We start from the raw sequence: 13,282 nt of genomic DNA on the forward strand, positions 1-13,282 counted from the left end.
GACGAGATTTTTCTTGAAACTCAACCGCACGAATTCTATCCTTTTAGTTGCAACCTGAAGAATTTTCAGGCGTTCTAATATTCGATGGCCGAATTTGAAGGAAAATTGGTGGCGGATAAATATCGCGTCGGCGAGCTTATACGAGAGGGCTCGACGGGCGACATCTATTCGGGAATTCATGAGATAACCGGCGATCCGGTCCTGATGGCGTTACTGCCCCAAGCCCTCTCGATGGATCCGCGTCTGGCAGAGCCGTTCACCCGCAACGCAAGGCGCTTCGCGGGTATCTCGCACGACAATATCCTGCGCATTACGGATTTCGGCACCGACTCTGCCGGGATCGCATACATTGTCTATGAAGCCGGCGGCCCGAGAACACTCTTAGATCTCCTGAAAGAAGCACCTATAGCTCAAGAAAGAGCCCTTCGCGTCGCGGCACAAATAGCTGATGCATTGAAGGCTGCACATGCCGCCGGGATCGCTTACAGCTCTCTCGGCCCTTCGTCCATTCTTCTGCAGCACGACGAGCTAGGCCGCGATACGGTCAAATTATTCGCAGGCGGCGGCGAGATCGACCTTCCGAATTCCGCAGGGTCATCATCACCGTATTCTGCCCCTGAACGGCTCAGAGGCCAGCCTGCGAGTGCAGGAAGCGACATTTATTCGCTAGGCGTCCTTTTATACGAAATGTTGAGCGGTGCACGGCCATTTGAAGGCAGCAACGCAGCAGAGCTCCTGACCAAGATCGCAGCGGGCCCGCCGCCGCTGACGACCTTCAGACGTGACTTGCATCCCTCGGTCGAACCGATCGTAATGACGGCGATTGCCGCAACACCCGAAGAGCGTTATGCCTCGGCAGAATTGCTCGCTGAAGATATCCGCCGCATTCTCGGCACCGAAAAAGCCGTTGCTGCGGCAACAGGCAGCAAAGGCGTTTGGAAGACCGCGGCCATCTCTCTGGTGGGAATTGCCGTTCTTGCGTCGGGGTTGATATACGCGACATACACGCGGCAAACAGACCCGACGGTTCAGCTTGAGGCTGATCCCGCCAGCTTGCCTGTCCAGCCGATCGGGCCCGCAACGGGCGCTCTCGAGGATGATCTGGCGAGAAAGATGCCGATGTCCGATGCAGAGATCTTGATGTCAACGTCAGTAGATCTTCTTCCTGGAGGAGACGGCTACAATCCGTGGGCGAACGGCGGTGCACCTCCGCCGGGTGCACCTTTGAATTCGGTTCTTCCGCCGGGTGCGTACGTGCAGCCCGGTCAGGTTTATACAATTGATCCCAATTCCGGAAGCCAGTTCATGCCGAATGAAAGCGGCATTGTCCTGGTACCCGTTCCGGCCAATAATGTCACCCCTGCGGCTTCACCGACACCTAGAACTCTAGGTGATGCGAACACGCAGCCGACACCAAATACGGTACAAACCCCGCGGCCTTTGATGACCCCGCAGCCGCGTGAAACGCCTGCGGCAAACCCTGTGAACCGCGGCAGACAGCCGGCAGCCAATACAAAACCGCCTGATCCGGAATCAGATGAGAATTAGGTCGTAGACCGTCTTTGCGGCCAACAGGAAAACGGCGGTGAGGAAGATCCGCTTTAACCAAAGATCGTTGATCTTGGTAACAACGGTGGCACCCGCGTAACCGCCGATGAACATCGCAGCCCCCAGGGTCAGCCCTAGTTTATAGTCCACCAGTCCCTGCCACATGAAGACGGCTGTCGCGACGCCTGATGAAACGACGTTTATCAGCTTGGTCGAAGCAATGGCCTCGGAATATTTCATGCCGTAGATACCGACAAGCACCGCGGTAAGTATGGTAACGTATCCGCCGCTGAACAGTCCGCCGTAGACGCCTAACCCAAAGGTCAGGAGATATACGGCCGGCAGCCTCATTGGTCCGAAACGTCCTTTCGCGGCATCGGACGGCTCACCCACAACTAGAATAAAAATAGCGACCGCGATCATGGCCGCACTGACAATGACCCTTATCGAAGCATCGCCGATCGAACTTACAATAAGTGCTCCGAGGGCCGACGCAAAGAATGTTATCGCCGCGAGCGGGGTTACTTTCGCTCGCGAAATATCGCCGTTCCTGAGAAACGGGATCGTGCCTCCAAGCGCCATGAATACGAGGGCGAACATATTGGTCGCGACCGCAACGCGAGGCTCTATGCCGAACTGGAACATCAACGGCACGGTTATGAGCGAATTGCTGCCGGTAACGATGCCAATAGCCCCGGTGATCAGAAAGACCGCGGTGAGGATGATGATGGCCTGCGTGGACAACACGGATAGATTATAGGCTAGGAGGGCAGCCCCGGAGGCCGAAGATGAACAAAAAAAGGCGGCTCCGAAGAGCCGCCTTAAAGTTCACACGGAACTCCTGTCTAACAAGTTAGAAGGTGTAACGTGCACCGAACGTGAATCCGCGTCCGCCAACGTTGGTGAATCCGAGATTCAGGAACGTGGTGGTGTTCACCGTGTTGCCGATAGAGTTTGCCGGGTTCACGGTAAAGTTGCGGCGGTTAAAGACGTTAAAGACATCCATACGGATCTGGAGTGCCTGTCTTTCACCGAACGTGCGGAAGTTCTTGCTCGCCGCCATATTCCAGTTCTGCGTGTCGCCCGTACGCTCGGTGTTTGCACCGAGGTTGCCGAGGATGCCCGAGTTCGCATTGTTCACGATGAAGTATGCATTCGGGTTCGGCGAGGTCGGGGTCGAAACCAAGGGATATTGTCCCTGCGGATTGACCGATACACGCTGTGAACCTTCAACGGTCGAGATCTGTCCCGGCAGGATGCCGAGAGCATTGTTGGCGTTCAGCACTGAGAACGGAGTTCCCGAAGCATAGGTACCGACGGCCGAGATCGTCCAGCCGTTTGCGAAGCTGTCAGCGATCTTGCTGCCGATGCTGTCGCCGCGGCTAACAAAATCACGGACGCGCCAGACGAAGTTCGTTACGAACCTATGCGGCTGATCGAATCCCGAACGTGCACGGTCGAGTTTCGGATTACGCGGATCGGCAGGCAGCGTTCTGTTGGCCTGTCCGCCGAGTACGTCATCCGATTCGCTCATGAACACGCTCCACGTGTAGTTCGCGTTGAACACCATGTCGCCAAAGTTGAAGCCGCCGAGGCTCAAACGCGAGAAGCGACGCTCAAGCGTGAACTGGCCGCTGTTGTATGACGAATCAGCTATGCCCTGTCCGATCAGGATCGAACCGCGGGTCGGATCGAGCCTGAGGCCCGTTCCGCCGGCTGCTACCGTGAAGCCGTAGTTGGACTCAACTTCGCGGATCAGATTGCGGCCGATGTTGCCGATGTATTCCATCTTGGCAACCCAGTCGTTGTTCAACTGATACTGCATGCTGAGCGTCCACTGCGTCGACATCGGCTGCCTTACGCGCTCGTTCGGAGCGAACAGACGAACCGGCAAAAGAAGCGGATCGCCCGTGAACTGCTGCGGCGTCGGAGCCGTAGGCAGGTTAACGAAAGGAAGCTGTCCGGTAATGTTCGTGAACGCAACGTTCACACCACGCGGGAAGTTACGCGAGTTGTTGAGCAGAACGTTCTGGAACACCTGGTCATACGAGATACCGAAGCCGCCGCGGAGAACCATACGGCCGTCGAACCAGTCTTTCGGGTTCCAAGCGATACCAAAGCGGGGGCCAAAGTTGTTGACATCCGGCTTGGCGTTCGAGAAGAAGCCGTAAGGCGTCGTTATGTATTCATAACGGAGGCCGAGGTTGACGTTGAGGTCCGGGTTAACACGCCAGTCATCCTGAACGAAGAATGAATGCTCATAGGTCGTTGCGTCCGTCAGGCCATCGCCTGCATAGCGCGAGTACGAAGCATTCGTATCGGTCAGGAAGTTGACGATGCTGCCGTAGGAAACCGTGCCGCGGAAGTTCGGTGCAAAGAAGCTGGCCAATTTGTAGATCAGCATGTTGTAGCCGAATTTGACTGCGTGGTTCGAACGGTTGTACGAAACGTTATCAGTGAACTCATACACCTTGTCGTTCCTGAACTGCGGGAAGTTTGCGTTACCGCGAGTAAGAACGCCCGAACCGCCGATCGAAAATGCGAAAGGCAGATTTTCCGGGAAGGTGATGTCACGGCGGCTGAACGTGAAGCGGGCTTCATTCAACCAACGCGAGTTGATGATGTACGAATCGTTGACAGTGAACGAATCGTTCTTGACCGTCTGACCGATCTCTTGACCGACAAGCGTAGCAGGAGCGCCGGGATTGACGCTCTTGTCATACAGATACCGGACCGAGAAGTTGTCGTTCTTGTTGAAACGGGTGTTCACCTTGAACATATAACGTCCAAAATCAGTTCCATACGGAATACCCGCATCACGTGCACGGTTGAATACCTGCAGCGGAAGTACATTACAATCCGTCGGGTCATTTGCCGGGCAAGTGGCCAGCGCGGTCGTACCTGTCAGAGTAAGCGAACCCTGTGACGTCGGATCGTTAGCGACAGGATAGTTCGCGGTGATGAATGTTAGCGCCTGCGGAACGACTCCAGTTCGGCCGGCATACTGCAAACGCTGGATCGCGAGCGGTGAGAAAGCCTGACGTGCAGCCGAGCTGACCGTTTGGCGAAAATCATTCCAGTCCATGCTGGTGAAGAAGAAGGTGTGATCCTTCTTGATCGGACCGCCGAAAACGAATCCGTATGCATTGTTCACCGTGACGCTGCGAGCATTGCGGAGCGCACGCTGTTCGCCGAGCGTTGCGACGTTAGCGTTAAAGCTGCGCTGCTGAGCTGTGGTAAGTGCATCGAGTCCGTTGCCGCCCCAAGTCCAGAAACCTTCGCCCGAAAAACGGTTCGTTCCGGATTTGGTGATCTGGTTGACGTACGAGCCGGCGTTGCGGCCAAACTCTGCTTTCGGGGTGTTGGTTACGATCGTGAACTCTTCGAGAGCTCCGAACGGCAGTGCCTGACGGGGAATGGACAACGACTGGTCGTTGTTGTTCGCACCGTCAATGGTGAAGTTGTTCGAACGGGTGCGGTTGCCGTTAACAGCAAAACCGGATCCCGGACGGCCATTCTGGTTCGGCAGAACGCCCGGGTTCAACAGAGCAAGTCCGTTGAGGGTGTTCTGTCCCGGAAGCTCCGCGATCTGAACCTGGCTGACGGTCTTGACGACCTGGCCCTGTGTGGTGTCGAGCACCTCACCGCTGGACGTCACTTGGACAACCGCGGTGATCTCGCCGGTCTGAAGCGTCAGGCGAAGGCCGGTGTCAGAACCCACGGTCGCAAGAATGTTCTCGCTAACCGAGGTTTTGAAGCCCTGCTTTTCAACACGGACGTTATACGAAGCGACCGGAAGGCCGACGACACGGAACGAACCGTCGCCGTCAGTGGTCACTGTACGGGTAAAACCCGTTTGCGGGTTGCGTGCCGTAACCGATGCTCCCGGCACAACCGCGCCGGTCTCGTCTACGACGATACCCGAGATGATACCGTTGATCGTCTGGCCAAATGCGGCTGCGCTGAGCAGCATGGTGGCGAAAGTGACGACCAAAAGTCTTGTCATACTCTTCATTACTTATCCTCCTAAGGGGTTAAATTCAACAAAATTCAAAATTCGTGACTAAAACACACTGGCGAAGAGGCAACACCTGTGCCAATTTCGTTACTTTTTTGTAAAGTTTGACCTCGCGTCGGCCCGCGGTCTCGCGGTTTCAGATTTAACTCAATGTTTTCAATGATTTAACAAAGATGTTTGATATGGGAATTGCCGGAAATAAACCCGCTTCTCGAGTCGGCGGGTGCCGAAAATGAGGAGAATTATTAGAAATTTCGGAAAAAATCCGAAAATTCCATTGCCTAATTTTCTATCTGAATGTTGTAGCTTTTGATCTTTGAATTAAGCGTGGTCGCATTTAGCCCCAAGAGCCTTGCAGCCCGAGACTGATGGCCGCCGGTTTGCTTCAGCGCACGGCGTATCAGATCGATCTCGTACTTCCTGACCTCGTCGTAGAAGTTTATTCCCTTTGCGATGTCGATCTCGTCGGAAACGCCTGCTGATGACGCAAAGAGCTTCAGAGCAAGTTCCGGGTCGCGAACCTCAGGAGTCAGGCAGTCCGTAGTTATCTCATTTCCAGGTGCGATGACGATAGCCCGTTCGATAATGTTCTCAAGCTCGCGGACGTTTCCCGGATAATTGTAGCTTTCAAGCAGCGAAAGAACTTCCGGTGCGAGATTTTCGGAAATTTCTCGTCCGTTCTCCTGCGCATATTTTCTAATGAAGAACTGAACAAGCGGGAGAATATCCTCGCGCCGGTCGCGAAGCGGCGGCAATTCCAAAGGCACAACTGAGAGCCGAAAATAAAGATCTTCGCGAAACTGGCCATTTCGGACCGCCTCTTTCAGATCGACATTCGTCGCCGCAACGATACGGACATCGACCTTCACTGCATTGGTGTCGCCGACGGGAATAAACTCCCGTTCCTGTATCACTCTCAGAAGACGAACCTGTGTCTCCGGCCGCAGATCGCCGATCTCGTCAAGGAAGATGGTCCCGGTATCCGCGACCTCAAAAAGCCCTTTCTTGGCTGCTATAGCCCCGGTAAACGCTCCCTTGGTGTGGCCGAAAAGCTCTGATTCAAGCAGTTCGGACGGAATATTTGAACAATTGACAACTACAAAAGGGCCGTTTGCGCGCGGGCTGGCCTCGTGAATAGCCTTTGCGACCAGTTCTTTTCCCGTTCCGCTTTCGCCTGTGATCAGAACCGTTGAGCGGGCAGGAGCTACGCGATCGACCAGCCGGAAGATCTCTTCCATCACCTCAGAACGCCCGATGAAGCCTTCCCGCTTGACCGATCGGGACATCGCCTGTCGAAGGTTTTGCCGTTCTTCTTCTTTTCTGCGGCTCTTTATTCCTTTGGCAACAAGTGCAAGTATCTGTTCATTTTGGAAGGGCTTGCGGATAACGCCTGCTGCACCTTTTTCCCAAGCCGATATGGCGGTATCAAAGGTCGCATATGCCGTCACCATTAGGATCACAGCTTCCGGATCCTGCTTGATCAGTTCCTCCAAAGCGGTAAGGCCGCCGATTCCCGGCATCGAAACATCCATCAGAACAACGTCGAAGGGCCTTTCCGAATAAGCAGCTACTGCGTCCTCGCCGGTGCGGGCGAGCTCGACCTTATACCCCGCACCTGAGAGTATCGCTTCAAGCACATCGCGCATTATCTCTTCGTCATCGACGACAAGGATGTTCCCCTTCTTTGCCATAAACTTTCAATATAAACTATCCAAAGCTAATTAGAAACGCCGATCAGCGATGCTGACGATCCTAATTTCGCACATTGTCAGGCGTTAGATAAGCTTCGCATATGCGGCCTGTGTACGACAGTTTCGCAAAATACTACGACATGCTGTTCGCCCCGGCAGAGCGGTTGTTTCTCGCCCGATTGCGTCAAGAGACTCTTTCATTGGTCCCCGATGAAGCACGTACGCTGGAAATTGGCACAGGCACCGGTGCGAACTTTCGGCATTACGGAAACTTTCAGTCACCGGTGGCAAGTGAGCTATCGGCTGAAATGCTGCAATACGCTTCGTCGAAGAGATCTGTGGTTTCTCTTGTTCGCGCGGATGCTCAGTATCTGCCGTTTGCAGCTGATAGCTTTGATGCCGCGTTCGCGACCTTGGTTTTTTGCTCGATACCTGAGCCTAAAAGAGCATTCGCAGAGATCATCCGGGTTGTCAGGCCGGGAGGGACCGTGGTTTTGCTGGAGCACGTGAGGCCTAACGGCATTCTTGGAAGATTTTTTGACGTATTGAATCTTGCGACAACCGCCTTGATCGATGACCATTTCAATCGCCAAACTGCCCGGACCGCTGAAGAATGCGGTTTAGAATTGGTAGATGTGCAGCAGAGTTTTGCGGGTGTGATCAACATCATCAACTGCAGAGTGGCCCTGCATTAGAGCGTGGAAGTAAACTTTTCGCAGTAGTTTAACGTAGAATTTAATTCAACGGCCGCATGCATATCTTTGCTTACGGCCGGATCGGGAAAGATTTATGGCAATGTCAAAATCGGCTAAGGTCCTTTTGCTTCTGGGTGGTTTGTTTATTGGACTGTTCATAATTGCAATTGTCGCTCTATTATTTGCGGCGACTTCAATGAACAGGCCGTCGGTTTCGGACAATAGCGTCCTCCTGCTGAATATAAGCGGCTCGATGCCTGATTTTGTCCCGGACGACCCATTTGCCAAGGCACTGGGAATGCAGCAGCCGCAGTCTTTCACGGGCCTTCTAACGCAGTTGCGAAAAGCAAAAGTAGACAGCCGGATCGGTGCCGTTATGTTGGAGATCAACTTCCCCGACATCGGCTGGGCCAAGGCCGACGAACTGCGGAACGCCATCGCTGATTTCAAGTATTCCGGAAAACCGGTCTATGCGTACATGGAGATCGGCACAAATCGCGAATACTACATCGCGACCGCTGCCGACAGGATCTTTCTGCCTCCGCCGGGCGATCTCTATATAAACGGATTTGCCGCAGAGGCGATGTTCTATAAAGGCTCGCTGGACAAGCTGGGTATCGAGGCCGACGTGATCCAAATAGGCCCGAAATATAAGAACGCACCCGACCGCTACACACGCACGGAGATGTCAGAGGGCCAGCGCGAGGTGATAAATGCCGTTCTGGACGAATATTATTCGCGCTTTACGAATGCCATCGCCGAAACTCGCAAAAAGCCGATCGAGGACGTCAAGGCCGCTATCGACACTGCCCCGCACAACGCCCCGCAGGCATTGAAACTCGGGCTGATCGACGGTGCACTGTATCGCGAACATGTTGACGAAGAACTGCGGAGAGCTCTGAACTATCGCGATAATGAGCCTCTAAGGACCATTCGAGCATCACAATACAAGGAGATCCCGTCTGAGAGTCTCGGGCTGAACAACGGCGAGAAGGTCGCTGTCATATTCGCTTCCGGTGCGATCAATGTAGGAAAGTCGGGCAGCGGGCCCCTAGCAGGCGAGATGGTAGGTTCGGATACCGTCGTGAAAGCCGTTAACGACGCCGCTAACGACAAATCGGTGAAAGCTATTGTTCTCCGCGTTGATTCGCCCGGCGGTTCGGCCCTTGCTTCGGACCTGATGTGGAATGCACTGGAAAATGCCAAGAAGAGCAAACCTGTTGTTGTTTCAATGGCAGATGCAGCAGCATCAGGCGGCTACTACATTGCGTGCAATGCCAACAAGATCGTGGCCCAGCCATCCACCATTACAGGATCGATCGGTGTATTCCTTGGCAAGCCCGTGATCAAGGGACTATATGATTGGCTTGGTATTTCGAGCGAATACGTCATGCGCGGCCGTAACGCGGGAATCTTTCGTGAGACAGTAAAATGGACCCCCGAGGAACGCGAAAAGATGACCGATCAAGCAAACATCATCTATTTCGACAACTTTATTCCGAAGGTCGCCTCCGGCCGCGGAAAGTCTGTGGAGGAAATAGACACCATAGGTCAGGGACGTGTCTGGACAGGGACGCAGGCAAAAGAGAACGGACTTGTTGACGAATTCGGAGGCCTTGAAAAAGCTATCGAGATCGCCCGTGATCTTGCCGGCCTGCCTTCAGACAGAGATGTCAAGCGTGTCGTGTTCCCGGCACCGCGGCCTTTTATTGAAACGCTTTTGAACACCGAAGAGTCAATGCTTTTCAGCGGAGCTAAAACAGAGAAGATGATCGCTGACTCTCTGCCTGCCGACGTTCGTCGAGCGTTCCGCTATTCTTCCCTTTTTGACCGAATGACGACAGGCGACGCAATGCTCATAATGCCTTATGAGCTGCGGATAAAGTAGATCTAACAGATCGAGTCGTCTTCAAATGAGCCCGGTCATTACCGGGCTTTTTTATTTTCTCTTTTGTAAAGATACCTTTCTTGGCGCAATTTCGCCTTACGGTATGAGGTGCCGCCATTCTCAAAAGCGGAATGATTTATGAGATCAACGAACCGAATCTTTACCACCGCAGTTATAGCGTTTCTTTTCACTTCCCAATTCGCGATCGGCCAGGTCGCGAGCCGACGTTCAAGCCCCAAAGCCTCAGCGGCCTGTTCTGCTGCATGGACCGGAACGGTCACCTATCGGCGATCACAGTCCCAAAGCGAAACAAAAACGGTCGAACGGGTATCCGGACGAGGCCAAGACACCCGAAGTTGGGAGATGAAATACGAATACAATGCCCGCGTTTCGGTGGTTGAATCCGTTGAGCAAAACGGCTCAAGCACAGGTCGAGCGACGATCAACCATTCGTTTTCATCGATTGAAAAAGTGGACGCAGTCGAAAAGAACTCCTGTGACCGCGGCAAAACGTGGAAGGATATGCGGGGCACGTCAACCTCAAAGACGATCGCTAGCGCAAATGCCACGGAAACTGCCAATGTTTCGATCGGCGTTAATGATGACGGCACATATTCCGTTAGCGTCGGATTGCCCCAAATACGCGGCCAGGTAAGCGGCGAAACGACCTCCAGCTACAGCGGTCAATGTACGCCGAAAGAGGGTAAGACGCTAACTTCGCCGAGGTCCGAAACCACGATCGATGGAAACTCATTGACGAGCGATGGCACCGATCGGGTCGACCCGAGCGATCCGAACCGTATTTCCGGATCTTATACTCTTAGCCTTCCGGGAAATGTCGCCGAGACCATCACTTGGAATCTCCAAAAATGCGGTGCACCGCTTCGGATAACAGATCTCCGCTTCGAACAAATGAAATTCCCTAATTGGGATGATTGGCATGAGGTTTCGGAACAGGCAGGAACCATCGACGGCAACTTCGTAAAGATCAAAGCTACAGTATTGAATGCTTCAGGCGAATCGAAGAGCGGCACGGTGAGATTTAAAGAAACATATAAAGGCGACAAATGGGACGGCTCACGGCCCGACGCGGCTCTTTCAGACGCTGAAACCTCGTTCAGACTGGACGCAGGCGAAGAGCGAGAGATCGAGATGATCTGGGACTCGTCCGGATATTCCTGGTATGACGATGGACGGCCGCGGTATTTACAGCGGATCAAAGCTGAGCTTGAGGAAAAGGGGAAAAAGATCGATGAGATGACCAGGAATCTAAAGGTGGCGCCAAAACCGCTGGTGTTGGTTCATGGTTTATGGAGCAATTGGAAGGCATGGGAAACTTGGCAGAATATCCTCACAACAGCGCATTCATATGACTGGAAAGCATTTCCCGTCGGCGAAAAACCGGATAAAGGCGTCATGAACACGGGCGGTTCGTTTCTATCTACACAGCCGACGAATTCGATCGCCGAGAATGCCCGGGAGTTGGAGAAATATATCAAATACGCTCAGGAAGACCGCAACGCATGGCATGTGGACATAGTCGCCCACTCAATGGGCGGTCTTATCTCGCGGTACTACATATCCCAGATCATGGACGCCCGGTCGCCGGACGGACGCCCTAAGGTCTCGCATTTGATAATGCTGGGAACGCCGAACATGGGTTCACCGTGTGCAGACGTAATGGACCTTGCGTTTGAACTGACCGGAAACAGGGTCGAGGCTGTCAGGCAGCTTCGTCAGGATCATGCAGAGGGCTTTAACCGCATCAACACGGCGCGCAAAGGTGTGAAATTCTCCGCTCTCGCGGGCAATCCTCTGCCGACAATGTGCAAGTCCGTGGTATGGAATGACGGCGTCGTCTCGGTGCCTTCGGCTAAATGGATCATCAGCGATACCGCCGAATCTAAGAATCTTCACACCGATCTTACGGGCACGACCGATTTCTCTAATTTTGTGAAACCGCGATTGGCTATCGGCCCGAAAGGCAACCACAACCCTGCCGCTCCTGAAGCGCCCCAAGCCGCTAGTTTGATCGAGGGAGACGAAAGAACGCCGTTGCGGCCCCGAAGCTATGGAGCGGCTATGCCTTGGTTTGCCGTCGATGGTCCGGGCATCGTTCCGTCAGTACGCTCCGATCCTTTCGCGAGGTCAGTCGATGTCGCCGCGAAACAGACGGTCGAAATAGAGCTCCCCGTTGCGGCAGCGTCAAATTTCGGCGTTACGTTCATGGCCGACCCCGCTATCTCAGTTGCGCTGATCAACGCAAACGGACAAGTTGTTGGGCGGGATGATGCCGGATCGCCCGGATCGCGGAGTTGGTTCCGTTCCCTCTTCTATGACAAACCGACCTCCGCCGCATCATGGAAGCTGAAGATCGAAAATACCGGCGAGGGCGAACATCGAATCGTCGTCACGACATGGACTGACGCGCCGCGTTGACTTTTGAAGGCATCAGGCTTACGATTTCCGCAACATTTCCTTAGGAGGGCATTTATGCGGATAGTACTTGGCGTCGTTGCGGGCTTCATAGCTTGGTCGATCGTTTGGGTTGGCAGCGAAGGAACACTGGGCCGCTTTTGGGGTGAATTTGCTGAGCATTCTGCGGCTGCGGAAAGGGCATTTGTAAACGGCGAGGTGCTTAATTCTTCTCCGTTGATCGCCGTGGTCAACCTGATCCGCAGTTTTATTACATCCATCATCGGCGGGTATATCGCAGCACTCGTCGCCGGCGAATATAGACGTGTAACAATGTTCCTCGGAGCGATACTGGTAGTTGTAGGCGTGGGCGTGGAGTATATGTTTTGGAATCTCGCCCCTGCCTGGTATCACATCATTTTTGTTCTGATGCTATATCCGATGACAGTGCTCGGCGGTCGTCTACGGCGTTCGAACTAGTCCACAACGTGTTAGCGAGAGCGGTCGGGATCGGCAGCAGGGTCCCGACGCCGTAGGTCCTTGCATTCAGATCCGCGACAACAGACTCTGCATCATCGAGCATCTCTTGGGGCGGAAGATCATCGCGGCTTTCATAACAAGCGTGGAATATGCACGGCATCGGCTTTGCTTGGTCATGAACCAAACAGCCGGTGCCTTTTACGTATAAAGGACACGCGAAGAATTCCCTTCCCGACGATATATTCTCTGAAGCGGCCTTGATGCGCTCACGAACGGACTCTTTTTGACGGACATCCAAATTTTCGATCACGCTCTTGATCGCCACAGCCTCGAGTCGAGTGATTCGGACATTAACAAAATGCTCGTCAGTACAGCAAACGCCTTGAGTTTCGCATTTCGAGCAATCCTTTGCCCGAAACTCGTACTCAGAGACGATCCGTCGGCGAAAAGCATCTCTTTGAGCAGATAGCCGGGCGAGGGCTGTTGTTTCGGAGAGAAACTTCATCAGACGTACCTAGCTTAAATATACCTGCGGATATCTTCCATG

Annotated in this window: 9 protein-coding genes; 5 read left to right on the plus strand and 4 right to left on the minus strand. The window is 53.7% G+C overall.

Going from position 1 to position 13,282, the window contains the following annotated elements; translation table 11 throughout:
* Positions 1 to 84 precede the first annotated feature (84 nt).
* Positions 85 to 1,548, plus strand: a complete 1,464-nt coding sequence (locus IPM50_06985; GenBank protein ID QQS34305.1) for a protein kinase — start codon at positions 85 to 87, stop codon at positions 1,546 to 1,548.
* Here the strand turns inward: IPM50_06985 and IPM50_06990 are convergent.
* The 3 genes from IPM50_06990 to IPM50_07000 all read right to left on the minus strand — a co-directional run bounded on the left by IPM50_06990 (position 1,534) and on the right by IPM50_07000 (position 7,257).
* A complete protein-coding gene (locus tag IPM50_06990) occupies positions 1,534 to 2,292 on the minus strand; it encodes a sulfite exporter TauE/SafE family protein (GenBank protein ID QQS34479.1) in 759 nt (252 codons plus the stop codon). The genes IPM50_06985 and IPM50_06990 overlap by 15 nt on opposite strands.
* Positions 2,293 to 2,401: 109 nt before the next feature.
* Positions 2,402 to 5,563 (minus strand): TonB-dependent receptor, encoded by a 3,162-nt coding sequence (locus IPM50_06995; protein QQS34306.1) that lies wholly within the window; start codon positions 5,561 to 5,563, stop codon positions 2,402 to 2,404.
* A gap of 284 nt (positions 5,564 to 5,847) precedes the next feature.
* Positions 5,848 to 7,257, minus strand: a complete 1,410-nt coding sequence (locus IPM50_07000; protein QQS34307.1) for a sigma-54-dependent Fis family transcriptional regulator — start codon at positions 7,255 to 7,257, stop codon at positions 5,848 to 5,850.
* A 110-nt stretch (positions 7,258 to 7,367) separates the two neighbouring features.
* Here IPM50_07000 and IPM50_07005 point away from each other — a divergent pair, with 110 nt between their 5' ends.
* From IPM50_07005 to IPM50_07020, 4 genes are all read left to right on the plus strand, one after another.
* Positions 7,368 to 7,952, plus strand: a complete 585-nt coding sequence (locus IPM50_07005) for a methyltransferase domain-containing protein (GenBank protein QQS34308.1) — start codon at positions 7,368 to 7,370, stop codon at positions 7,950 to 7,952.
* 94 nt (positions 7,953 to 8,046) lie between these two features.
* Complete coding sequence (gene sppA, locus IPM50_07010) at positions 8,047 to 9,840, plus strand: signal peptide peptidase SppA (protein ID QQS34309.1); 1,794 nt, start codon at positions 8,047 to 8,049, stop codon at positions 9,838 to 9,840.
* 138 nt (positions 9,841 to 9,978) lie between these two features.
* Positions 9,979 to 12,279: an alpha/beta hydrolase gene (locus tag IPM50_07015; protein QQS34310.1), complete on the plus strand. Its 2,301-nt coding sequence runs from the start codon at positions 9,979 to 9,981 to the stop codon at positions 12,277 to 12,279.
* Between the two features lie 54 nt (positions 12,280 to 12,333).
* Positions 12,334 to 12,735, plus strand: coding sequence for a hypothetical protein (locus IPM50_07020; protein ID QQS34311.1), 402 nt, complete (start codon positions 12,334 to 12,336; stop codon positions 12,733 to 12,735).
* Here IPM50_07020 and IPM50_07025 read toward each other — a convergent pair.
* Positions 12,671 to 13,240, minus strand: a complete 570-nt coding sequence (locus IPM50_07025; GenBank protein QQS34312.1) for a hypothetical protein — start codon at positions 13,238 to 13,240, stop codon at positions 12,671 to 12,673. The two genes, IPM50_07020 and IPM50_07025, sit on opposite strands and share 65 nt — an antisense overlap.
* Between the last annotated feature and the right edge of the window lie 42 nt (positions 13,241 to 13,282).

This window comes from Acidobacteriota bacterium, assembly GCA_016700075.1.
Lineage (GTDB): Bacteria > Acidobacteriota > Blastocatellia > Pyrinomonadales > Pyrinomonadaceae > OLB17.